The organism is Planococcus maitriensis, from assembly GCF_003289925.1.
Lineage (GTDB): Bacteria > Bacillota > Bacilli > Bacillales_A > Planococcaceae > Planococcus > Planococcus maitriensis.
In genome coordinates this window covers 281,568-304,061 of sequence record NZ_QLZQ01000003.1, presented here as the reverse complement: position 1 = coordinate 304,061, position 22,494 = coordinate 281,568, and the positions used below count along the sequence as shown (strand labels likewise).

The 22,494-nt window shown below is 50.8% G+C and carries 23 protein-coding genes; 5 read left to right on the top strand and 18 right to left on the bottom strand.

Going from position 1 to position 22,494, the window contains the following annotated elements; genetic code table 11:
- The first annotated feature begins 59 nt into the window (after positions 1-59).
- Positions 60-551, top strand: a complete 492-nt coding sequence (locus tag DP119_RS09935) for a GNAT family N-acetyltransferase (RefSeq protein WP_112233037.1) — start codon at positions 60-62, stop codon at positions 549-551.
- A 79-nt stretch (positions 552-630) separates the two neighbouring features.
- On the opposite strand, the gene DP119_RS09930 is transcribed toward DP119_RS09935, so the two are convergent.
- From DP119_RS09930 to mntR, 6 genes are all read right to left on the bottom strand, one after another.
- On the bottom strand, positions 631-1,179 hold the full coding sequence (locus DP119_RS09930; protein ID WP_112233036.1) for a DUF4064 domain-containing protein: 549 nt from the start codon (positions 1,177-1,179) through the stop codon (positions 631-633).
- 454 nt (positions 1,180-1,633) lie between these two features.
- Entirely contained in the window at positions 1,634-1,915 is a 282-nt protein-coding gene (locus DP119_RS09925) for a GNAT family N-acetyltransferase (RefSeq protein WP_112233035.1), read from the bottom strand.
- Positions 1,916-1,992: 77 nt separating this feature from the next.
- Entirely contained in the window at positions 1,993-2,961 is a 969-nt protein-coding gene (locus tag DP119_RS09920) for a ring-cleaving dioxygenase (RefSeq protein WP_112233034.1), read from the bottom strand.
- 212 nt (positions 2,962-3,173) lie between these two features.
- Positions 3,174-4,061: a DUF1002 domain-containing protein gene (locus tag DP119_RS09915; protein ID WP_112233033.1), complete on the bottom strand. Its 888-nt coding sequence runs from the start codon at positions 4,059-4,061 to the stop codon at positions 3,174-3,176.
- Between the two features lie 54 nt (positions 4,062-4,115).
- On the bottom strand, positions 4,116-4,976 hold the full coding sequence (locus DP119_RS09910) for a CvfB family protein (protein ID WP_112233032.1): 861 nt from the start codon (positions 4,974-4,976) through the stop codon (positions 4,116-4,118).
- Positions 4,977-4,999: 23 nt separating this feature from the next.
- Positions 5,000-5,422, bottom strand: a complete 423-nt coding sequence (gene mntR, locus DP119_RS09905; protein WP_112233031.1) for a transcriptional regulator MntR — start codon at positions 5,420-5,422, stop codon at positions 5,000-5,002.
- A gap of 228 nt (positions 5,423-5,650) precedes the next feature.
- On the opposite strand from mntR, the gene DP119_RS09900 reads away from it, so the two are divergent.
- Complete coding sequence (locus tag DP119_RS09900; RefSeq protein WP_112233087.1) at positions 5,651-5,806, top strand: lmo0937 family membrane protein; 156 nt, start codon at positions 5,651-5,653, stop codon at positions 5,804-5,806.
- A gap of 58 nt (positions 5,807-5,864) precedes the next feature.
- Here the strand turns inward: DP119_RS09900 and DP119_RS09895 are convergent, their stop codons facing one another.
- The 3 genes from DP119_RS09895 to DP119_RS09885 are packed head-to-tail and all read right to left on the bottom strand — an operon-like array spanning position 5,865 to position 9,423.
- Complete coding sequence (locus DP119_RS09895) at positions 5,865-6,983, bottom strand: GNAT family N-acetyltransferase (RefSeq protein ID WP_112233030.1); 1,119 nt, start codon at positions 6,981-6,983, stop codon at positions 5,865-5,867.
- A 21-nt stretch (positions 6,984-7,004) separates the two neighbouring features.
- On the bottom strand, positions 7,005-9,095 hold the full coding sequence (locus DP119_RS09890; protein WP_112233086.1) for a heavy metal translocating P-type ATPase: 2,091 nt from the start codon (positions 9,093-9,095) through the stop codon (positions 7,005-7,007).
- On the bottom strand, positions 9,052-9,423 hold the full coding sequence (locus DP119_RS09885; RefSeq protein ID WP_112233029.1) for an ArsR/SmtB family transcription factor: 372 nt from the start codon (positions 9,421-9,423) through the stop codon (positions 9,052-9,054). The genes DP119_RS09890 and DP119_RS09885 overlap by 44 nt, the downstream gene beginning before the upstream one ends.
- A 167-nt stretch (positions 9,424-9,590) precedes the next feature.
- Between DP119_RS09885 and DP119_RS09880 the strand changes: the two genes are divergently transcribed.
- Together DP119_RS09880 and DP119_RS09875 are read left to right on the top strand one after the other, a co-directional pair.
- A complete protein-coding gene (locus tag DP119_RS09880; protein ID WP_112233028.1) occupies positions 9,591-10,010 on the top strand; it encodes a universal stress protein in 420 nt (139 codons plus the stop codon).
- 96 nt (positions 10,011-10,106) lie between these two features.
- A complete protein-coding gene (locus DP119_RS09875; protein WP_112233085.1) occupies positions 10,107-11,093 on the top strand; it encodes a P1 family peptidase in 987 nt (328 codons plus the stop codon).
- Positions 11,094-11,486: 393 nt separating this feature from the next.
- Here DP119_RS09875 and DP119_RS09870 read toward each other — a convergent pair whose 3' ends face one another.
- From DP119_RS09870 to murB, 5 genes are all read right to left on the bottom strand, one after another.
- The gene (locus tag DP119_RS09870) at positions 11,487-11,822 is read right to left on the bottom strand and encodes a fluoride efflux transporter FluC (RefSeq protein WP_112233027.1); all 336 of its coding nucleotides are present in this window, start codon (positions 11,820-11,822) and stop codon (positions 11,487-11,489) included.
- The gene (locus DP119_RS09865; RefSeq protein WP_112233026.1) at positions 11,819-12,172 is read right to left on the bottom strand and encodes a fluoride efflux transporter FluC; all 354 of its coding nucleotides are present in this window, start codon (positions 12,170-12,172) and stop codon (positions 11,819-11,821) included. The genes DP119_RS09870 and DP119_RS09865 overlap by 4 nt, the downstream gene beginning before the upstream one ends.
- A 32-nt stretch (positions 12,173-12,204) precedes the next feature.
- Entirely contained in the window at positions 12,205-14,559 is a 2,355-nt protein-coding gene (locus tag DP119_RS09860) for a penicillin acylase family protein (RefSeq protein ID WP_112233025.1), read from the bottom strand.
- An 86-nt stretch (positions 14,560-14,645) separates the two neighbouring features.
- Positions 14,646-16,121: a potassium/proton antiporter gene (locus tag DP119_RS09855; RefSeq protein ID WP_068872674.1), complete on the bottom strand. Its 1,476-nt coding sequence runs from the start codon at positions 16,119-16,121 to the stop codon at positions 14,646-14,648.
- 101 nt (positions 16,122-16,222) lie between these two features.
- Positions 16,223-17,140, bottom strand: a complete 918-nt coding sequence (gene murB / locus DP119_RS09850) for a UDP-N-acetylmuramate dehydrogenase (protein ID WP_112233024.1) — start codon at positions 17,138-17,140, stop codon at positions 16,223-16,225.
- 202 nt (positions 17,141-17,342) lie between these two features.
- Between murB and DP119_RS09845 the strand changes: the two genes are divergently transcribed.
- Positions 17,343-17,867, top strand: coding sequence for a YceI family protein (locus DP119_RS09845; RefSeq protein ID WP_058381824.1), 525 nt, complete (start codon positions 17,343-17,345; stop codon positions 17,865-17,867).
- A gap of 45 nt (positions 17,868-17,912) precedes the next feature.
- On the opposite strand, the gene DP119_RS09840 is transcribed toward DP119_RS09845, so the two are convergent.
- The 4 genes from DP119_RS09840 to DP119_RS09825 form a co-directional block, all read right to left on the bottom strand.
- The gene (locus DP119_RS09840) at positions 17,913-19,466 is read right to left on the bottom strand and encodes an FAD-dependent oxidoreductase (protein ID WP_112233023.1); all 1,554 of its coding nucleotides are present in this window, start codon (positions 19,464-19,466) and stop codon (positions 17,913-17,915) included.
- 557 nt (positions 19,467-20,023) lie between these two features.
- Complete coding sequence (locus tag DP119_RS09835) at positions 20,024-20,656, bottom strand: FMN-dependent NADH-azoreductase (RefSeq protein WP_112233022.1); 633 nt, start codon at positions 20,654-20,656, stop codon at positions 20,024-20,026.
- A 95-nt stretch (positions 20,657-20,751) separates the two neighbouring features.
- Positions 20,752-21,462 carry a DsbA family oxidoreductase gene (locus tag DP119_RS09830; protein WP_112233021.1) on the bottom strand — a complete coding sequence of 237 codons (711 nt, stop codon included), beginning with the start codon at positions 21,460-21,462 and terminating at the stop codon, positions 20,752-20,754.
- Between the two features lie 105 nt (positions 21,463-21,567).
- Positions 21,568-22,494 carry a manganese-dependent inorganic pyrophosphatase gene (locus tag DP119_RS09825; RefSeq protein ID WP_112233020.1) on the bottom strand — a complete coding sequence of 309 codons (927 nt, stop codon included), beginning with the start codon at positions 22,492-22,494 and terminating at the stop codon, positions 21,568-21,570.

The following is a 22,494-nucleotide window of genomic DNA, read 5'->3' as shown; positions in this document are numbered from 1 at the left end:
CAATGGCTATTCAGGCTAGAGTTTGATATGATAGCAAAAATAATTCCAGAGGTGATCGCATGATTCGCACAGGTACACCGGCAGATATCGAATCTGTACGGGAAATCGCTCACATCAGCTGGAATGATACGTACGAAGGAATCATTCCAGCTCCCATACAAAAGAAGTTTTTGGAGCAATCCTACTCGACCCCGATGCTCGAGATGCGCATGGAGCGGACGATCCTCCTGCTTGCCGAACAAGACGGGCAGGCTGTGGGCTTTGCGAACTTCACGAAAGTCGATGAAGACGGCGATGCCGAATTGATCGCCATGTACATGAAGCCCGAACACCAGCGTTCAGGCTTCGGCAAGAAACTGCTGGCGGATGGCTTGTCGCGCTTAAAAGGCGGACAGCAATTATTCGTCTACGTTGAAAGCGAAAACCATAAAGGCCGCAATTTCTATGAAGCGAACGGCTTCCTGTTGCTTGAAGAGTTCGAGGAATTGTTCGAAGGGCATCCCCTTCAGACAGCCAAGTACGTTTTTGACCTTTCAGGCCAGGCGCAATAAACTTATAGCTGTACAAAACCCCCTCGAATTCACTTCGAGGGGGTTTTCTTTTCTTGCATCTGGAATTCAATCAGATTTCTTATAACGGGCGGTACGGCGTGTCATCTTCACGCGTTACCGTGTCATTTCTTGTAATTGGTTCATTGCTGCGGCCCATCAATTCATCTTCACGGAGCGGCGGCTTGCGCACGAAGCACATGATTGCAGCGATGTAGAAGAGGATCGATGTCAGCGACAAGATCCCGGCGAAAATACCGGCAAGGATGAAGAAAATGCCTGCCGTGCTTGCCTTATCGAATGACTTCAATTTTGTCATGGCCAAAATGGCGAAGACGGTGCTGATTGCCAATAAGATGACCAATACCCAACCCACAACATCGAATCCTGCAATAAATGCATTGAATGTATCGACTGCCATTTGTGCTTCTTGCGGGCTTGTCATCATCGGGTCATTGCGCAAGTCCTCTTCCATCTGGCGGTGCATATCGCTGTTTTCAAACCCAGCCAAACTGGTGATGAGAATGATTGACAAGATGATGCCGATTACGTTGAAAACGATGCCGATGATGCCAAGAGCTTTTTCCCCTGTCCTTTTGATGGTTCCATAATTCTCTGGTGCCTGATTCATAAAAACCCTCCCATTTCTGTTTCCGGGCTTTCCGCTGCAAGGAATATTCCGTCTTGCCCGCGGCCCCTTAGCTTCTATTATTATATTTCTTCCCTCATACATACGCTTTCACAGCGTTTTGGTTTCGCATTACTTCAATTCCCGCTAAAAAGTTATTAAAACTTGTTTAACTTTTATCAAGCTGGGTATTTTATTACTATCAGCAAGACAAATACAGATTATAAAAGGAGTTCTAAAAAATGGAAAATAAACTAATTTTTAACCAAGCAGATTTCATGTACGGAGTAGGCGGCGCATCCATCCTTACAGCCATCGTGTTCTTCATGACAAGCCTGTAAGAAGGAGTGAGCTTATGAGCCGAGCATTCATCGATACATAAAAAAGCAATCCATCCCAAGAGGAAACGGATTGCTTTTTTTGTGTCTTTTTTATCAAGCTTCACCGGCATGCGTGATTAGGCTTTGACGTCGTTGTATTCATCGGAACGTTCAAATGTTTCCGCTACATACGAGCAAACCGGCTGCATCTTGAACTGGTTTTCACGGGCATATGCAGCCGCACGGTCGACCAATTCTTTCGCAAGCCCTTTATTGCGCAGGCTTTCTTCGACATAGGTATATTCCATGACCATCAAATCAGCCAGCTGTGTCCACGTGATTTCCGCTTTTACTGTATCGCCGTCTGTCTCACGAAATGCAAATTCATCTTGCCCAAGTTCTGTAAACTTCAATTCCATCGGTCCAATTCCTCCTTATGTCCACTTTATCTGTGCGGGCGAACCGAAACTTTCTGCCGCTAGAGCTCCAACGCCAATCAGCGGTTGATTTTCAATGGGCGGAGAGAGTCTTCGATTTCTTTGCGTCTCGGCTCAAGGAATGGCGGCAAAGCCAATGTTTCGCCGAGTTCGTCCGCTTTTTCATCTGTTGCAAATCCGGGTTCATCGGTCGACAATTCAAACAAGATCCCGTTCGGCTCCCTGAAATAGATCGCTTTGAAATAATAGCGATCCACTTCCCCGGACGTCTGGAAGCCATTGGCCCGCAAATATGCGTTCCATTTATTGTACTCTTCATAAGTTTTCACACGGAACGCTACATGATGGACGCTTCCCCGGCCGGGGCGTTCCGGCGGAAGGTCTGAGCGCTCCTCTAAATGTATTTCGCCGCCGGGGCCGCCTTCTCCTGTCGAAAAGACGATAATTTCAGGCTGCCCTTCCACTTCCGGGGCATAGGCGCCTACTTTCGAGAACCCTAGAATATCCGTCAACACCTTGGTCGTGCGCTCCGATTTCCGCACTGTCAGCCTGACCGGCCCGAGCCCGCGAATCGCAAACTCTTCGGGGACACTCGCTTGCGTCCAGGGCTCACCGTACGGGATCCCTTCGCCGTTATCGACGACAAGCATCAGGCGAGACCCTTCAAAGTCCTGGAATTCCACTGTCTCACGCCCGAAGCGTTTTGTTTTTTCACCATGCGGAACCTCGAATTCACGGAACCGCTCCAGCCAGTAATCGAGTGCTTCACCCGAAGGAAGCCGGAAGCCGGTGTTGCTGATGGAAGTCACACCCGGATAGGTCCTGCCTGCCATGGGAATATCAAAATAAGTCATATCGGTTCCCGGCGTCCCTACAGCATCGGCATAAAACAAATGGTAAGAAGATGGATTGTCCTGGTTCACGCTTTTTTTGACGAGCCGCATCCCGAGAATGCGCGTGAAAAAATCATGGTTTTTATCTGCATTTGCTGTAATTGCGGAAACATGGTGAATGCCTGCTACCTGCATGAAAAGCACCCTTTCTTTATCTCGAATTCGAGATTGTTATATCCAGTCTAGCACTCATCAGTGTTTTTCCGCAAGACAGCTGTTTCTGCTTCATGAGCAAACCCATGATAAGCAAAAACTGTCCCGGATACCATTTTCAGGGTTCTCCGGGACAGTTTTTTTTTATTCTCTATATGGCTGCGGCCTTGTCAGCTTATCTGCGTAGAGATAGCTCAGTTGAACAAGCCGCGGACGGTATTGGCCAAATCACGGAAAAACTGTTTGACGCTTTCCCAGAATCCTTCGTCGTTGACGATGGTGCCGATTTTGTCTTCAATTGTCTTGCTCAAGTCTTCCAACTCAGTCGACCATTTCGAGAAATCGATATCGAGCTGGCGGATGCGGTCCATCAAATCGACCAGCAATTGGCGGTCTTCCGGGCTCAATTCGATCTGGAGCCGGCTCAATTGTTCTTCGACGATCTGTTCCACATCTTCACGCGTTGCCGGATTTTGCTCGGCAATCTGTTTTTTGATTTCCGTCAGCAATTCACTGACCTTTTCTTGATCGACGCCCCCTTCAGACAGTTCTGTCGCAACGGATAATTCATCGTTGGCCACATCTGTCCGTTCGGGATCGAGCTGTTCCCCATTCACTTCATAGGCTTTATAAATGCCGACAAGCGCAGAATGACCAGTTACCGCTTTCGGCGCCGCGACTTCCACGGTCGCATTTTCAATGCCTGCTGTCAGCATGGCGTTGGCGTACATCTCTGTCGTCACTTGGGTGATGTTGTCCGGTGTAGCGATTTCGATGACCAGGCCTTCACCTTCTTCGGTGCGGGTGATTTTGGCGGAAGAATACATGCGCGCACGCGCGTCCCCGTCAGTGATGTATTGGACCAGATCCTGCCCCGTCACTTCGATTTCCTCTACTTCAGCTTCGCCTGCAACGTCCAGGCTTTCAGCGACTTGCTCCTTTTCATCCGCTGACAAATCGCCTCCGTAGACGACAATCGGCAAGCCGAATTTCTCATTTATCCCGACATTCGCGGAGGCCGTGCCGGTGAACGCCAGCACCAAGGCAATCGCAAGTGCGGCAAGTGTCATTGTTTTTTTCATCTTTTTTTGCCCCTTTCTTCAAATATTAGTACGCATTTGAGGCAGAAAGGTTCCTTAGCCAATCAATTTTGTCCAGCCGTCTTCCTGGACGATGCGGCGTTCTTTGTAAAGCCGGCCGAGCGCGCGCTTGAATGCGGCCTTGCTCATGCCGAACATTTCCATGATTTCGTCCGGAGTGGATTTGTCCGTAAACGGCATTTGGCCGCCTGCGTTTTCCAGATAACGAAGGATTTCTTCCGCATCATCCGACAGGCGTTCCTGCTTGCGCGGCAATAATGAGCCGTTTAGCGTGCCGTCGTCTTTGACGTCGATGACGCGTACGGTCTTTTCTTCGCCGAGGCGCGGTTCTGCTTCACGTTCCGATTCATGGACGAATACACGGTAGTTCTCCGGCACTGACAGCATGAACGAGCCGACCGGAAGCAAGCGGTAAGCGCGGGCTTTCAGGTCTTTATTGTAAACTTCAGCCGGAGCCGGCTCGTAAAGTTCCAGCACCTTTTCTTCAGTTGCCAGACGCCCGTAAAGGTCGCCATAGCGGTCTGTGCGCAGCGTCATGAAAATATGGTCTCCCTGTTTTGGCCACAGATCCTGGACTTGCGGCAAATCCGCCGGCAGCACGTATACTTCACGCGTCGTCCCGATATCAACGACTGCGCCTTCACGCGGAGATACTTTCAATACTTTCGCCCACCCGTATTCACTCGGCAAAATATGCGGAATCATCGGTGTAGCGGAGATGCCGCCTTGGCGGTTGCGGTATAAGAAGACTTCGATCTCCTCTCCCACCTCTTGCCCTTCTTCAATTTCCGATGCATTCATCGTCACTTCATCACCGGAACCGTCACTTAAGATCCACTGGGATGTGGAACGGTCTTTAATGTGCAATAATGCTTTCAATCCTGGATGCAAAGCCATGCTGCATACCTCCTCTATTTGTGTTAGCTGTTTTTTTGCTCATTGCTCAAATTCTTCAATTTTTCCGCTACCCCTTGGTCTTCTTCAAGCAGCTGGACCAGGTCGGCGATGCGGTCGATGGAATTCCAGCTCAAATGATGCTCGATCCCTTCCACATCCCCGTAGATCTTATCTTCGTCCACGCCTATCAGCCGCAGGAATTGCTCGAGCAGGTCATGGCGCTGAAGCAAGCGCTTGCCGAGCTTCTGTCCCTTCGGCGTCAGCATCAGCCCCCGGTAGCGTTCATAGATCAAATAGCCGTCCTTATCCAGTTTCTGTACCATCTTCGTCACCGATGACGGCAACACCGATAGCGCCTCGGCGATATCCGAGACGCGCGCGTATCCTTTTTGCTCTATCAATGAATAGATGATTTCAATATGGTCTTCCATACTTGGAGTAGGCAAATTCCGTTCCTCCCTCGCGTCGCTATGTTCAGTTTACTATACTGCTGTCCTGTGGACAACTGAGCACAAGCGCTTGGCGTGCGCTTTCCAAAGCGCCGAATAAAGGCAATTTTCCAACATCCATAAAAGCGCCTTCGAATGGGGAATGGGAGGTTTAGCGTTTTTTCGCTAAGGGTAGTGATAGTTATAACACAAAAGATACATGAAAATGAAAGGCGGGTGGAGAACATGGGACGCATTCTTTGGATTATTTTGGTAGTAATTCTTGCGGTATGGGTGATCGGATTCTTATTGGACGTAGCAGGCGGACTTATTCACATTCTATTGATCATCGCGGCAATCGTCTTGATCATTAACTTAGTGACAGGCAGGAAAGGTGTTTAGATAAACACCGGACCCAAAAACCCCGTAACAGCAGAGCGACCTGCTGTTACGGGGTTTTTTATGCTTTCACTTTCGCATAGACGCACGTATCACGGAGTTTGCCGTCATGCCTCGACAGGCTGTCCTTGCGCAGGATGCCTTCCAGTTCAAATCCGAGGCGCTCCGCAACCGCGCGGCTCCTGACATTGTCCGGATCACAGCGGATTTCGACGCGGTTCGCATCCAACTCTTCGAAAGCAAAGCGCGTAATGCGTTCTACCGCTTCCGTTACATAGCCTTTTCCTTCGAATCTGCTATCTACCCAATAGCCGATTTCGAATTTGCGCACTTCCCAGTCAATGCGGTGCAAGCCGCTTGAACCGATGAACTGCCCGCTGTCCTTATCGAAGAAATGCAGCCGCAGATCTTTGCGCAGCTCGAAATCAGCTGCCGCTTCGATGAGATTGGCCGTCATCAATGCAAGATCCGGTTCTGATTGGGCAAACGGCATCCAGGGCCGCAACGCTTCCAGCGAGTGGCGCACCGCTTCATAACTGAGTACGGCATCTTCCTTTTTCGGGGCGCGAATCAATAGCCGCTCCGATTCGAAGGCATCCGGAAACTCCAGCAATACCGGGTTGAACGGCAACTCGGCAGGCTCTTTGACAGCATCATCCCACATGACCGGCGTGGTGATGCCCGCTTCCCAGTCTTCACGCGTCATGCCATAAGTCACCGCGTCGTAATAACGGTTTTCCTTTGGCGAAAACCACGCTTGGCGCAAATGCGCTTCCTTGACGAAGCCGGTCCGTTCGAAGGCTTTACGCATCGCGAAATTGTCGTGGCGCGTATGGCCTTCCAGACGGATTTTCTTCTCCGGCAAGGAAAAGACGAAATCGGCGATCATGCGCAGCGCTTTCGGGCCATAGCCTTGCCCGCGATAGGAATCGGCGATCCGCAAATCGAACAGCGGGATTTCATCCTGCAAATCGAAGATCTTCACCAATCCCACTTGTTCGCCTTCATCGTTCTCAATCCAGAAGGTCTTGACCTGGTCCGATTTATAGCCGCCCTCTACGATCGTCTTCTCGATCAAGGCGCGCACCGGGTGTTCGTGGCCATGATAAGGCCAGGAGTTGGTCGTCATGAACTCGATCAATTTCTCGTGCTCTTCCATGGTCCATTCTGTTAACTTCAAATCGCAACCTCCAAACGCCTCTTACTTCTGGACTTTCACCAAGCGCAATGCATTCAAGATGACCAATAGCGTAGCCCCCATATCCGCAAAGATCGCGATCCATAAAGTGAGCCAGCCCGGAATGATCAATAGCAGGGCCAGGATTTTCAGTGCCAGTGCAAAGATGATATTTTCCTTTATTATACGCAAAGTTTTTCGGCTTAGTCGAATAGTATATGGAAGTTTCTCCAGATCATCTGCCATCAAGGCGATATCCGCCGTCTCGAGTGCTGCATCCGTTCCGGCTCCGCCCATGGCAATCCCGATATCGGAAGCGGCAAGTGCCGGTGCGTCGTTGATGCCGTCGCCTACCATCGCCACGCGGCCATATTTTGACTGCAGCTCTTTAACGGCCGCTAATTTACCTTCAGGCATCAAGCCGGCGCGGATATCCGTCACGCCGATTTCTGCAGCAATCGCTTTTGCCGTTGCCGGATGGTCACCTGTCAGCATGATCGTGCGGTTGACGCCGATTTCCTTCAAACGCTCGATGATGGCCGGGCTCTCTTCCCGTATAGCGTCCGCAACGCCGATCACCCCGAATAGATGCTTGCCGGAAAATACCGCCATCGCAGATTTTCCACTTTCCTGTAAGCGATAGGCAGCTGCCGGCGCATGGAAGCCGTGCTCCTCTGCCCATTTCAAGCTGCCGACACGGATGCGCGTGCCGCCGATTTCTGCATGCACGCCTTTACCGGTCAAGGACTGGAAACGCTCGGATGGGTATAGTTCGGGCGCTTGTTTCACAATGGCACGGGCGAGCGGATGCTGGGACATCGCTTCGACTGACGCCGCGAGCTTGACCACTTCCTCGGCCGTATAGCCTTCTTCCGGCAACACATCGGTCATTTCCGGATAGCCTTTCGTCAAGGTGCCGGTTTTGTCGAATGCGACAGCCTGTAGGCGTCCTGTTTCTTCTAAATGGATGCCGCCTTTGATGAGCACTCCCTGCCTTGCCGCATTGCCGATCGCCGTGACAATCGCGACAGGCGTCGATACGACGAGCGCACATGGGCAGCCGACAACGAGCACAGCCAGGCCTTGATACACCCACAGCTCCCAATTACCCGTGACAAATCCCGGAACGAGCGCGACTAGAAAGGCGACAGCGATAATTGCCGGTGTATAGTATTTCGCGAAGCGGTCGACAAATTGCTGCGAAGGCGCTTTTTCCGCCTGCGCTTCTTCCACTAAATGAATGATTTTCGCGATGGTCGTATCTTCCACACGTTTGGTGACGGTTACTTCCAATGCGCCTTCTTCGTTCATCGTTCCGGCAAACACTTCATCCCCCGGCTGTTTTGTCGCAGGAATCGATTCGCCGGTGATCGCCGCCTGGTTGACAGCCGATTCACCGCGCAGCACCGTGCCGTCCATTGCGATTTTTTGACCGGGCTTGACGATTAATACGTCGCCGATGCGGATGTCTTCCGTTTCAAGTTCAATCAATTCGCCGTCGCGCTGGATCAATGCCCGTGACGGGGCCAAGTCCATAAGCGATCGGATCGATTGGCGCGCTTTGTTCATCGAGAACGATTCCAGCGCTTCACTGATGGCGAATAAGAATACGACAACTGCGCCTTCCCGCCACTCGCCGATGATAACTGCGCCAATGATCGCGATGGTCATCAATGTTTTCATATCGAACTCCAGGCGGCTGAGGTTTTTCACTCCCGTGGAAAACATTCGATAGCCGCCAATCAACATCGATGCGCCGAACAAGCCGATCGACCATGGATGTGTCTCCCCAAGCTGGAATGAAGCGATGATGCCGACGATGAGAAAGACGAACGAAATGGCCGTTTCGACCGTCTGGCGCCGTTTATAAAACGGTATATGCGGAACGCGTTGTTTTTCCGGATAGACGCGGATATGGTCGAATGCCCCTGCTTTTTCCAATTCTTCGATCGACACATTGCCATCGACACGCAGTTTGGAAGCCCCGAAGTTCAGCTCTACATTTTTCGCTTCCGGCAGATTACGGATGTTCTGTTCAAATTTCGCCGCACAACTTGTACACGATAGGTTTTCAAGACGATAAGTTTTGCTCAACTGAAACACCTTCTTTCGCATGCTCATTCGCGATGGTCACAAGCTGACGCACATGGTCATCCGATAAGGAATAATAAATCTGCTTGCCTTTGCGTTCAGATTTCGCCAAATCCCGCTCGCGCAAATACCGCAGATGATGAGAGGCTGTCGCTGTCGATGAACCGATCACTGCAGCGATGTCGCAGACGCACATTTCAGGCTCGATCGTCAGCGCATAAGCGATCTTCAGGCGCGTTTCATCCGCCAGCGCTTTGAATAAAGCCGAAACGCCATCGAGCTCAACCATATGTTGCTGCACCCGATCGACCGCTTCGGGATGGACTTTTGTAATATCGCAAACTTCTGTCATCCTGTTCACACCCTTCATTCAAACCTTCATTTGATTGATTTCAGTATACGTCTATCCGCCCTAACAGTCAAATGCCCATTTGAATGAAAAACACTACTACCCGCTTGCAATTCAGTAAATGCTATACTATTGAAAACACCGAAACCACAGAACAGGAGAGACGAATTATGTACCAACACGTATTGGTCGCCATCGATGGATCTGATCACTCAAAACGCGCTGCACAACATGCAATTCAACTCGTTGAAGGCACGCCTGAAGCACAAGTGACCATTATTTGTGCCGTCGATTACGGAAAATCCGAAAAGGAAAGCAATCGCGGGCTCACAAGTGAGCAAATAGCCGAAGCCGCTCGCGATTATCTTGAGCCCTTCGAAGATATCTTCCACCAGGCAGGCGTCCGTGTGAAAAGCGTTATTGTCCACGGTGCACCTGGGCCAGCCATCGTCTCCCATGCGAACGAACATCCATACGATATCGTCATCATCGGCAGCCGTGGCTTGAATCCTGTTCAGGAATTTGTGCTCGGCAGCGTCAGCCATAAAGTGGCAAAGCGTGTCAAAGTGCCGGTCCTGGTCATCAAGTAAAGAAAACTACATTCTGTGGAGCTGTTCGATTCCACATTGTTGAACAACATCGGAATCCGTAGCCTATCATGCAGGAAAACAGAAATGGGGATCATGATGCATAAAGGAAAACGCAATTCCATCGCCGATGTGCCGGGCGTTACAGTAGGCCATGTCACACTCAATGAAAAGATCAATGAAGAGGAATCGGTCTGCACCGGTGTCACCGCGATCCTGCCGCATGCTGGCAACTGGTTCGAACAAAAAACGCCTGCTGCCTCGTTTGTGTTGAATGGCTTCGGCAAAACCGCGGGGCTCATCCAGGTCGATGAGCTTGGCGTGCTCGAATCCCCGATCATGCTGACCAATACTTTCAGCGTGGCAGCGGTGCTGCAAGGGACGATGGACTATATGCTTGCTGAAAATCCATCGATCGGCGATTCGACCAGCTCATTGAATTTGCTTGTCGGCGAATGCAATGACAGCTATTTAAATTCGATGCGGCGGATGGCGGTCGAACCTCTTCATGCCGCCGAGGCGATTCGCACAGCTTCCGCTGACTTTGCACAAGGGGCTGTCGGAGCTGGCAAAGGGATGATTTGCTATGGCGTCAAAGGGGGCATCGGCTCTTCTTCACGCACTGTGGATTACGGGGATGAACAGTTCACGGCCGGCGCATTCGTTTTGACCAATTTCGGGCGCAAAGAAGAAATTGCCATCGCCAATTGGCTGCCGGAAAATACTCCGGAACAGCGGCCAGACGGATCCGTCATCATCGTCATCGCCACCGATGCACCGCTTGATAGCCGCCAGCTGAAGCGGCTCGCCAAACGAGCGGCGATCGGGCTTGGCCGCACCGGCACGCATGTACATAACGGCTCAGGGGACATCATCATCGCCTTCTCCACCGCCTATACAATTCCCCACCAGCAGCAATCGCCTTTTACCGATTTACGGATATTGCGCGATGACCACGAAGTGATGGCGGGGCTGTTCCAAGGCGTGATCGAATCAACGGAAGAAGCGGTCTATCAATCACTATTCCATGCCGAAACCACTTCTGGGCGCATGGGACGCGTCGTCGAAAAAGGCTTGTTCGAATAAAAAAACACAAAAAAAAACCGTTCCGCTTCTTCAGTGGAACGGTTTTTTTGTGTGTCGTGAAAGTGAAGAAGTCGTATTTTCCGAAGCTTACCGCTCGCTTTCCGTGGGCTCGCGCCCAAGCCTCCTCAGTCGCTTCGAAACCCTTGTGCTCCCACATCTGCGTGGCAGATGCGTCGCAAATGAATGTTCTCAGCTAAGCTTCGCTCATTCATTCCTTACGGGGTCTCGGTCGTCTCGCTGATCCACAGGAGTCGAGCGAACGCTTCTCCAAATACTTAGATAGATCATTGATTTTGAATGTTGAAAAGATGATGTCATTTTAATTCATAACTAATTAATAGACTTCTTCAACGCGCAGAAAAACTGTTCCGCTTCTTCAGCGGAACGTTTTTTTTACATAGAAGCAATTGAATAACCGGCAGCAAACAGCAGCAAGCCGGAAACAAGCGTCGCGGAAATATAAAAGATGCCTTGCTTCCAATGACCGTCTTCAAAATCCTTGACGCTATCGAGCGCCATTGTCGAAAAGGTCGTGAAGGCTCCGAGAAACGCGAAGATTCCGAAGGTCGCCGGCACACCTGCCCCGAGACATGCGCCGATGATGAGCGACCCGAGACTGTTGACGAACCAAGTCGCAAGTTTCGGCTGGCGCGCACGATTCTCCACCGCCATATAGCAGAGATAACGGGCCACGGCACCAAGAAAGCCGAATATCGCGATGCTGATCATTCGACCGCCCCCTTGCGCCCCGCCAGCAGCCCCAAAGCCGCTGCAACAATTGATGCGGCCGTCATGCCAAGGGCATACATGATGCCTGTTAATAAGGACGATTCAAGCAAGCGGAACCAATCCGCCGAAAAGGCCGAAAAACTCGTGAACGAACCAATCAGCCCGGTCGAGACGAACAGCCGCGTTCCCGCCGAACGATTCACCAATCGGGCTGCCGCGATGCCGATGATGAAACTTCCGACAATGTTCGCAAGCCACAAGCCCAGACCCGCCCCGGCGAATTGAAACACAGCCGTGCGGAGAAGCGATCCGGCCATGCCGCCAAACCCTACAGCCAATATGTTTTTCATAAAATCCCCCGAACGTTTTTCTCCAGTATACCTTATTCAGGAATGAGCGTTAATTCAGCTCCTTCCACATCGCCTTCGATGCGGGTTTCATGAAACTCGCCTTGCGCCCATTTGTCGACTTGGTTATGGAAAAAGTCGGATTTTACATGGCCGCTCAGCCCTGGCCCGACAATGTGATAGGCTTTCGACAAATCGGCAAGGTCGGCCACAAAACGCCAAGAGGCCCCGTGGTCGACATCTCCATCATCATTGAAGGCCGCTGCCTGCACGGTAATATTCGAGCCGCCCACTGGCACTTTGTCCGGATTCAAGAACTGCTCGAGAATCGGTGAAGCCCCCGCAACAGGATGCGGGAAAGTCAACTGATGGTATTCGCCCCATTCCCAATCTTGCGGATCGCTGCCTTGCGCTGTTTCGATATCATCGAGAGCAAAATCGAGCGAATCAGCGAGCCATTTTCCAGTGCCGCCATATTCACGCACCCATGCGCCCTCGTCTCCTTCAAAAGCCTGGCGCAACATAGCGTCAGTGATATGGTTTTTGCCTGACAGCATATCGTAGACATCCTCAGGAAATTGTTCTTCGAATAAGGTATCCGGCAATTGCCGCATCCATGTGTGGAACACGAATGGCGCTGCCTGGTCTGCGCCGTCTACCTGATCCCAGCCACGCAGCATGCTGAATAGCTCTTGGTGCTCATCCGTCAGTTTTTCGACTTCCGCCATCATCCCTTCGAGAAATTCTGCAGCGTACAGATTTTTCTGGTCCATCTGCAAGGCCATCATGTCTTCCGCAGTCAGTTTATCGTTCCCTTCGAGCACTTCTGCAATGCGCTCATAGCGATAAGGCTGCGCCCAGAAATCCGTAATATGGTACGGGTAGCTATCATCTATGACTTGGTTATTGGCGGTCGCGATAAAGCCGGATTCCGGATTGACCGAACGCGGCAATTCATCGAACGGCACATAGCCGTCCCAGCCATATTCAGCAGAATCACCCGGCACCGGCAATTGCCCGTCGCCTTGCTTGCGGATTGGAATACGCCCGTTCGCTTTGTATGCAATGGTGCCGTCAGTCGATGCGAATACAAAATTCTGTGCAGGCGCCTGGAAATCTTCCAAAGCTGTTTCGAATTGTTCCCAGTTCCCCGCTTTATTGAAATTCAATACGGCCTGCAGTTCGAGCGTCGGCTCAAGCGCGGTCCACTGCATGGAAAAGACGGCGGAAGGCTCTTCTTCTTCATATAAGACCGGCGACACGATCGGGCCGTGGCGGGTGACGAGCACTTCAAAATCGACCGTCTCTCCGTCTTTCACCCGGATCGGCTCATCCAGCACTTGCGCTTGCTCCCACTTTCCTTCATAACGGAACTGTGTCGGATCGTCAGGGTTTGGCGTTTCAATATATAGATCCTGCACATCCGGCCCGACATTCGTCACGCCCCATGCGATCTGTTCGTTATGCCCGAGAATGATTCCCGGGATGCCCGCGAAGATGACGCCGCTGACATTTTGTTCAGGGGACTCCAGATGCATCTGGTACCAAATCGACGGCGTGCTGAGGCCGAGATGTGGATCGTCTGCTAGTAGCGGCAGCCCGCTTTCCGTCTTGTCCCCCGACACGACCCAGTTATTGCTGCCATTGAACTCTGGCGGGATGACTGACGGATCGAAAGCACCGGCGACTGTGACCGGCTGTTTTTTATTGGCTGCCAAAATCGCAGGCGCATCTTCCGGGTAGCGGATGAACAATTCACGCGCTTTGTCTTCCGGGAATTCATTCAACGCCCAATGCCGGACCGCAAGCGAATTCCAATGGCCGCCGAGATCATAGGCCATGAACTTGCCGATTGCCAAGGAATCAACAGGCGTCCACGGTTCGGGTTCGTAGCCGAGCAGCGCGAATTCATAGCTGAGGCGCCCCTCTTCTTTCGCTTCATCGATATACGCATTGACGCCTTGCGCATACCACTCAAGCACTTGTTTCGCTTCTTCCCCGTAGCCAGACCAAGACGCTTCCCCAGCACGGCGCAAGCTGAAAGTGCGGAAATATTTATCGGTATCGACAGCGGCTTCGCCGATCACTTCAGCCAAACGTCCACTCGCCTGCCTTCTCGATAGATCCATCTGGAACAAACGGTCCTGCGCCTGCACATACCCTTGCGCCCTGTACAAATCCGCATCGCTTTCTGCCCGGATATGCGGCACGCCGATATCATCCCGTACGACCGTTACTTCTTCTTCCAGCACTGGAACGGCGATTTCCCCTTCGATGACCGGCTTCGACTTCGAAATGTAAACGTTTACAAAAATGAGCACACCTGCCGCAAGCACAAGAAGTGAACCCAAGGCGACCAACAACCATTTCACCCATTTCTTCCCCTTCATGACAACTCCCCCTTTTTGCTTTTCATTCGACCGGCGTTGTGGAAAATCCTTCCTCAGCATAAAAAAAGCCTGCCGAAGCGGCAAGCTCAGTTGACGAAATCTTCTTCTCCAAGCACCAATTTGACTTTCGGCACCTGTTTCTTTTCGGTAAGGACATACAGCACATCGCCTTTTCTGAGACGCGTCGTTCCGGTCGGCATGACGAGCTTGCCGGAACGGATGATGGCGCTGATCAAGGTCTGGTTCGGAAGGCCGATCGTCTGCACCAACTGGCCGGCAAAAGGCGATTTCTCGGACAGTTCGACTTCCAGCATTTCCGCATTGGCACGATCCATCGATACCAATTCCAGCGAATGGATGCGCTTTGGCACCGGACGCCCGTTCAAACCGAGCTTCTCCGCGAAGAATGGAATGGTCGAGCCTTGCAATAAAGCGGACGTCAGCACGATAAACGAAACGATATTGAAAAACAGGATGCTGTTATCCATGCCGGCGAGCATCGGGAACGTCGCCAGAACGATCGGTACCGCACCGCGAAGCCCTGCCCAGGACATGAACAGCTTTTCTTTCAGATCATAATCGAAGAACGCCGTACTGATGAAGACAGCTACCGGGCGCGCGATGAAAATCAACACGAATGAGAGCACGAGCCCTTTCCAGATGAGATCCCAGTCAGCCAATTGGCTTGGGAAGACGAGAAGCCCGAGAATGACGAACATGACGATCTGCATCAGCCAAGCGAAACCTTCATGGAAGGAGACGATCGAATAACTATGCGTCAAATCGCGCGTCCCGATTACAAGAGCCGCCAAGTATACCGCCAGCAGCCCGCTGCCGCCGAGGACGGCCGTAAAGCTATAGATGAAAATCGCAAAGCCTGCGGCAAGCACCGCATAAAGCCCCGAGGCATCCAGCCGAATCCTATTGATGGTCCACGATGCGAAAAATCCAAGCGCCAGGCCAAGAACCAATCCCAGCCCCATTTGAAGCAGGAAACTGCCGAGCATGTTCCAGACCGATGACTCCGGGATCATGATCAATTGAACAAATGCAATGGTCAAAAACATCGCCATCGGGTCGTTCGTTCCTGACTCCGCTTCGAGCGTTGAGGAAATCTTGGATTTGATGTTCTGGCCTGCGAGAACCGAGAAGACCGCTGCGGCATCCGTCGAGCCGACAATGGAGCCGAGCAAAAAGGCCTGCAGCCAAGTCAAATCAAACACATAGTACGCTGCGACAGCTACGATGCCTGTCGTGATCAAAACCCCAAGCGTCGCCAGGACGAGTGAACCGCCAAGAACCGGGCGGATATGCTTCCATTGGGTTTGTAAACCACCTTCGAAGAGGATAATAATGAGGGCGACAATTCCGACCATCTGGGCAATTTCTGCGTTGGAGAAATAGATGAGGCCTGAAACATCACTGCCTAACACCATGCCGAGGAACATAAACAAAACGAGCGAGGGAACGCCGGCGCGTGCCGATACTTTCGTCATCAAGACGCCAGCCAGGAGGAAAATTCCACCGATCAGGATTATACCGTCTACACTAAAGCTCTGTATATTGACCACCTACTCCGTAAATTACTTTGAATTCATTATACCATAATAATGGCTCTAATTAAAAAAGCGACACTCCGTATAAGGAGTGCCGCTCACTTGCATCAAGCCATATCTTCGCCGACGATTTTCACTTCAAGCTCCAAATCGATGCCGAATTTCTCGAATACCGCTTTTTTCACCATTTCAATGGTCTGGATATAGTCATTGGCTGTCGCGTTGTTTTTGTTGACGATAAATCCGGCGTGCTTTGTCGAAACTTCCGCGCCGCCAAACCCTCTGCCCTGCAATCCACTTTCCTGGATCAGCTTGCCGGCAAAATTGCCAGGCGGCCGTTTAAAGACACTTCCTGCAGAAGGGAATTCAAGCGGCTGCTTGCTTTCGCGCTGGAAAGTCAAATCAGACATTTTGGCATCAATGACCCGCTGCTCGCCGATTTCGAGGCCGAACTCGGCAGCCAGGACATAAAAGCCTTTTTTCGTGATGATGCTTTTCCGGTAGCCGAGTTCCAGCTCGTCTTTCGTCAAGACCAGCTTTTCGCCTTCTTTTGTCAAGACGGTCGCCCGGACGATAACGTCTTTGATCTCGCCGCCGTATGCGCCAGCGTTCATCGCCATCGCGCCGCCGATCGAGCCAGGGATGCCACAAGCGAATTCCAAGCCTGTCAGCTGGCCGTCAGCTGCTGCGCGCGATACTTTCTTAATGTCTGCGCCGCCTTGGGCAATTACTGTTGTGCCATTGATCATGATGCCGTCCAGCTTCTTGAATGTCAGCACGATTCCACGGACGCCGCCATCACGGACGACCATATTAGAACCGTTCCCAAGCATCAAAAGTGGGATCTCATTGTCATATGCGTATTTTACTGTATAAGCTACTTCATCTTCAGTTGTCGGTGCTACAAATATATCGGCCGGCCCGCCCATTTTCGTCAATGTATGCAAATGCAAAGGCTCGTCCATTTTGACGTGATCTTCTGCCACAAAACGGCGCAAATCCGCCAACCAAGTTTCTTTCATCATTCCAAGCAAATCCCTTCTAAACTTTTCGCTCTTAATAGTATCCATTTTTCATCATGTTTTGACAAGCGATATTGCCTTGTTAAGGACTAAAGTCTGGATAAATTTTATCTCTAATTAAAACTATTTTAATTAAAACCTATTGACTTCGAGATATTAATTGTTTATAGTAAGGCTAACACATACGAAATTGGAGGAATTACTCATGAAAAAATGGACAGTAGACCAAGCGCATTCAGAAATCGGATTTTCCGTGAAACACATGATGATCTCAAAAGTGAAAGGCTCTTTCGCTTCATACGAAGCACAGGTGGAAGCAGATGAAAACAACCTTGAAAATGCATTGATCGATTTCAAAATTGACGTAACAAGCATCGACACCAATAATGAAGACCGCGACAACCACTTGCGCTCTGCAGATTTCTTCGACGCTGAGCAGCATCCATACATTACGTTCAACGCAACCGATATCCGCAAAAAAGACGATGACGAATATGAACTCGAAGGCGATTTGACGATCAAAGGCGTGACCCGCCCAGCGAAATTCGAAGCGGAATACGGCGGCAAAGCTACCAACCCGTGGGGCGTTGAAGTTGTTGCTTACAACGTCAACGGCAAAATCAACCGCAAAGATTTCGGTTTGACATGGAACCAAGCGCTTGAAACAGGCGGCGTGCTTGTCGGCGAAGACATCAAATTGAACTTGGAAATCCAAGCGAACCCAGCATAAGCAAAAAAAAGAAGCAGCCATCGCTGCTTCTTTTTTTTCTACGTTTTATATGCCGCCTTCTAATTTCTTCAGCGGTTTCACGGCAGGGCCTTCCAATACTTCCCCGGTATGCGAGAAGCGTGAGCCGTGGCACGGGCAATCCCAGGAGGTTTCGGCATCGTTCCATGCCACGTCACAGCCCATATGCGTACAGGTCGGCTTGACGAGATGCACTTGGCCATACTCATCGCGGTAGCCGCCCGCTTTTTTGCCGTCCACTTTGACAAGGCCGCCTTGTCCTTTTTCCAGGTCATCTATCGTTTTGGACGGCTTCTTGAGTTTCCCGGTGACCAGTTCTTTTGCTACGGATGCGTTGTCTTTCAAGAAACTCGCTGCATCGACGGCTTTCAATTTCGGGCGTGTCGGATCAAAGAGCGCTGCATAGCGGTTGTCACGGCCGACAATCTGGTCAGTCAAGATCCGGCCGGCGATGGCGCCGTTTGCCATCCCCCATTTGTGGAAGCCGGTCGCCACCAGGATGTTTTCGTATCCCGCAGTTATGGTCCCCACATACGGAATTTTATCCAAAGTTGTCATATCCTGCGCGGACCAGCGATACGGGATTTCTTCCGCATCGAAATAATCTTCGCCGAATTTCGCCAAGTTTTCATAATGCTCCATCGTCTCCACCGAGCTTTTCCCTGTCGGATGGCCATCACCGCCCAAGAGAAGAAGCTTCTCCCCGTTTTCACCTGGCGTATAGCGGATCGAGCGGGACGGGCTGTCCGCACTGATATACATGCCTTCAGGGATCGTCCCCTGTGTCCGGACGGCGATCGCATAGGAACGTTCAATGGACATCCGGGAAAAGTACATGCCGTCAAAATCATTGAATGGGTAATGCGTCGCGACGACAGCTTTGTCACATGACAGATGCGATAGGTTTTCCGTTTGGATCACCGGGTCTTTTTTGCTTAGGATCTTCATCGCACGGCTTTGCTCATGGATTTCCACCCCCATCTTCTCCAGCTCTTTCACAAGCCCCGCCAAAAACTTCACAGGATGGAACTGCGCTTGGTTGCGCATGACGAGCGCTTCCGTCACAGGAAACGGCAGTTCGGATTCCTCGCGCGCCAATCCGCCTTCAATTCCAAGCTTTTCGTATGCTTCCGCTTCTTTTTCCAGCAGTTTGGCACTGGTTTCCTTGGTTGAATAGATGAAAGCATTCTGGCGTGAAAAATCACAATCGATGTTCAGTTTTTCAGCGGTTTCTTCAATAAACCTTAAGCCTTCCATATTGGCTTCATAATATAGCTTCGCCTGTTCCTCGCCGACCAATTTCATCAACGGCAAATACATCAATCCATGCTGTGCGGAAATCTTGGCGGTCGTGTAGCCGGTGACGCCATCGATCAATTTTCCGGCATCGAGAAGCGTCACTTTCTTTCCTTCTTTCGCCAATAGATACGCGGTGATGACACCGGCGATGCCAGCACCTACCACTGCCACTTCCGTGGACTTATTGCCGGTAAACGCCGGGTAATCCGGCAGTTCCTTATAGGCTCTCCAAAAAGACTCCTTCGACTCGGGAATGCGGCTTTGCTGTTCATTTTGAGACATGCTGCCCCTCCTTTATGGAATGTTTTGCTTATTGCTTGTGTACCCCTATGTGGAAATCATTAACCAACGAATGCGCGAGGCACGCCTCGGACATTCGTTTGCGAGGCTTGAGCACAGCGAAAGTCGAGCAAATAAATGTTATAGCGGGCAGCTGAGTTCATTTATTTGCGACGCATCTGCCCCGCGGATGTGGGAGCAAACTAACGAGGCACGCCTCGGACATTCGTTTGCGAGGCTTGAGCACAGCGAAAGTCGAGCAAACAAATGATATAGCGGGCAGCTGGGTTCATTTATTTGCGACGCATCTGCCCCGCAGATGTGGGAGCAAATTTTTTCTGCGATGCTTGAGCGAAGCGAAAGTTGAGCAAGCGGGTTTTCTGCGATGCTCGAACACAGTGAGAGTTGAGCACAAGGGTTTCGAAGCGACTGAGGTGGCTCGGGCTCGGGTACGAGCCCACGGAAAGCGGGCGATAAGCTCCGGAAAATACAACTTCTCACCTTTCTCAGCAAGTCAAAAGAAAAAACGGAAACGCCGAAGCGTTTCCGTTTTCCATTCATTATGCGTTTACTTTAGAAAGCGATCCTGCTGCTTCTTTTACGCGTTCCATGCCGTCTGCGACGATTTGCTCAGCGCGGTCAGGATACATATTGTGCCCTTCGATGATCACTTCTTCGATATCCGTGATGCCGAAGAAATTCATGATGCCGCGGATGTAGTTGACGCTCATCTCGCTTGGTGCCGCTTCCGGAGTCGAGTAGACGCCGCCGCGTGCGTTCAGGATGATGACTTTCTTCTCAGGAACCAGGCCGACCGGGCCTTCTTCCGTGTACTTGAAAGTCATGCCTGCACGGTAGATATAATCGATGAAGGTCTGCAATGCTGCAGGGATCGTCATGTTCCACAATGGGAAGGCAAACACGACTACGTCTGCGTCCATGAAGGCATCCATTGCCTTGTTGGCCGCCGTCAAAATGCGCTGTTCAAGATCGGACAATTCTTCTGCTTGTGCGGATTTTTGCATAGCGTCGAAGAAGTCCTGGCCGAAATACGGCATATCTTCCGCGAAGACATCAAACGTGTTGACTTCTGCGTCCGTCTTCAAGTTCTCCATGAAGACTTCGTGCATTTTACTTGAAACGCCCTCAGATGCCGGGCGGTTATTGGCTTTTACGACTAAAATATTTTCCACTAGTAAAACTCCTTTATACTATCATTATGATTCTTTAATTCGAGACTTTTTAATTATAAGTAATTCGAGATATAAAGTCAATGAACTTGCCTGGCTCATTCCCCTTCGCAGGAATCACCTGTGCAAAAGCTTGTCTTCGCTTTACCGATCGGCTTCAATGCAGGGCGCATGCCTTCCTCTTCGCCGATCTGCTCCAATGCTTCGATAAACGCTTCGAGCGGCTGGGCACCGGAGATGGCGTATTTTCGGTTGACGACGAAAAATGGAACGCCTTGTACACCGATCTGCCCGGCTTCTTGAATGTCACGTTCAACTTCACCCTGGAATTGATCCGAACCGAGGACTTCCGCCGCCCGTTCCCGGTCGAGCCCCGCTTTCTCGACGATTGACAGTAAAACTTCCGTATTGCTGATGTTATGTGCTTTTTCGAAGTAATGATGCATCAACAGTTCAGTTAATTGCTGTTCCCCGTCTTGCGTTTCGGCCCATTTGACAAGCCTGTGCGCAGAAAATGTATTGGCGTGGGGCATATTCTCCACATCGTAATGCAAATCGAATGCTTTCGCCTGTTGTGCAACTTGGGCTGTCATTTCTTTTGCCCGTTCGAGGCTTTGCCCCATCTTTTCCGCTAAGTGTTCATAGGCAAGCCGATCGGAATCCACCGGCGCCTGTGCATCCAGTTCATATGCTTTAAATGTAATCTCCGCTTGGCTTTCGTAGCCTGAGCGTACGAGTGCTTGTTCCAATGTGCGCTTTCCTATATAACAGAATGGGCAAACGTAATCCGACCAAACTTCTATTTTCATAACTACTCACCTCGCCACTTACTATAGCAATGACCTCGATACGCCACAATTTTTTTGCCTGTATGAAACTTCTCCACGAAAAAAAACTGACTCCCTGTAAGGGAATCAGCTTAAGGCTTCTGTGATGACAGGCACGATCTGTTTCTTTCTCGAAACTATTCCCGGCAGCAGCACCCGGTTATTGATCACACTTGATTGGAAAGCAGACTCGATGATATCTGAACGCTCGCCAATCACGATTGCTTCTGAATTGTTGTTCAAGACGTCAGTGACAGCAAAGACAAACAAGTCCAGCCCTTTCGATGCGACCGCTCCTTTGATAAGAATTTCCAATTCCGCTTGGCGGTCCAACACTTCCGAGACATCAATTGCATTGACTTGCGCCACTTCAAAGCGGTGGTCGCCCGCTTCAAATTCTTTCGAATCAAGCGAAATCAAGTCTTCCAATGTTTTATTGCTCAAGTCTGCGCCGGCTTTCAACATGGCAAGACCGTATTCCTCGACATCAACGCCGGTAATTGCGCCCAATTCCTTCGCTGCCTGAATGTCCTGGTCGGTGCAGGTCGGGGACTTGAACAACAAAGAATCCGAAATGATCGCCGACAGCATCAACCCGGCAATATCCGCCGGCACTTCGACTGCATGTTCCTTATAAAGTTTCAATAGAATCGTCGCTGTGCATCCGACAGGCTCCGCACGGAAATAAAGCGGGTCGGTTGTTTCGAAATTAGCGATCCGGTGATGGTCGATCACTTCGATCACTTGTACTTCGTCGATGTCGTCGATGCTTTGCTGGCGTTCGTTATGGTCGACGAGGATGACCTGATTCACTTCGTCCGCTGCATGTTTCACGAAACGCGGCAGCGATACCTTGAAATACTCCAATGCGTAAAGCGTTTCATTGTTCGGTTCACCGAGACGAATGGCTTCGGCGTCCATTCCGAGCTCTCTTTTCAAGTGGGCGTAAGTAATCGCCGAACAAATCGAATCGGTGTCCGGATTTTTATGACCTAATACAAAAACATTTGACAT

Coding starts and splice junctions, on each gene's coding strand:
- DP119_RS09920 (WP_112233034.1), bottom strand. CDS start 2,961: ATGCAGGTAGCAGGCATTCACCATGTTTCCGCAATTACAGCAAATGCA.
- DP119_RS09915 (WP_112233033.1), bottom strand. CDS start 4,061: ATGAAAAAAACAATGACACTTGCCGCACTTGCGATTGCCTTGGTGCTG.
- DP119_RS09930 (WP_112233036.1), bottom strand. CDS start 1,179: ATGAATCAGGCACCAGAGAATTATGGAACCATCAAAAGGACAGGGGAA.
- DP119_RS09910 (WP_112233032.1), bottom strand. CDS start 4,976: ATGGCTTTGCATCCAGGATTGAAAGCATTATTGCACATTAAAGACCGT.
- DP119_RS09845 (WP_058381824.1), top strand. CDS start 17,343: ATGAAAAAATGGACAGTAGACCAAGCGCATTCAGAAATCGGATTTTCC.
- DP119_RS09860 (WP_112233025.1), bottom strand. CDS start 14,559: ATGAAGGGGAAGAAATGGGTGAAATGGTTGTTGGTCGCCTTGGGTTCA.
- DP119_RS09885 (WP_112233029.1), bottom strand. CDS start 9,423: ATGACAGAAGTTTGCGATATTACAAAAGTCCATCCCGAAGCGGTCGAT.
- DP119_RS09935 (WP_112233037.1), top strand. CDS start 60: ATGATTCGCACAGGTACACCGGCAGATATCGAATCTGTACGGGAAATC.
- DP119_RS09825 (WP_112233020.1), bottom strand. CDS start 22,494: ATGTCAAATGTTTTTGTATTAGGTCATAAAAATCCGGACACCGATTCG.
- DP119_RS09925 (WP_112233035.1), bottom strand. CDS start 1,915: ATGGAATTGAAGTTTACAGAACTTGGGCAAGATGAATTTGCATTTCGT.
- DP119_RS09880 (WP_112233028.1), top strand. CDS start 9,591: ATGTACCAACACGTATTGGTCGCCATCGATGGATCTGATCACTCAAAA.
- DP119_RS09840 (WP_112233023.1), bottom strand. CDS start 19,466: ATGTCTCAAAATGAACAGCAAAGCCGCATTCCCGAGTCGAAGGAGTCT.
- DP119_RS09875 (WP_112233085.1), top strand. CDS start 10,107: ATGCATAAAGGAAAACGCAATTCCATCGCCGATGTGCCGGGCGTTACA.
- DP119_RS09890 (WP_112233086.1), bottom strand. CDS start 9,095: ATGCGAAAGAAGGTGTTTCAGTTGAGCAAAACTTATCGTCTTGAAAAC.
- murB (WP_112233024.1), bottom strand. CDS start 17,140: ATGATGAAAGAAACTTGGTTGGCGGATTTGCGCCGTTTTGTGGCAGAA.
- DP119_RS09870 (WP_112233027.1), bottom strand. CDS start 11,822: ATGATCAGCATCGCGATATTCGGCTTTCTTGGTGCCGTGGCCCGTTAT.
- DP119_RS09830 (WP_112233021.1), bottom strand. CDS start 21,462: ATGAAAATAGAAGTTTGGTCGGATTACGTTTGCCCATTCTGTTATATA.
- DP119_RS09900 (WP_112233087.1), top strand. CDS start 5,651: ATGGGACGCATTCTTTGGATTATTTTGGTAGTAATTCTTGCGGTATGG.
- DP119_RS09865 (WP_112233026.1), bottom strand. CDS start 12,172: ATGAAAAACATATTGGCTGTAGGGTTTGGCGGCATGGCCGGATCGCTT.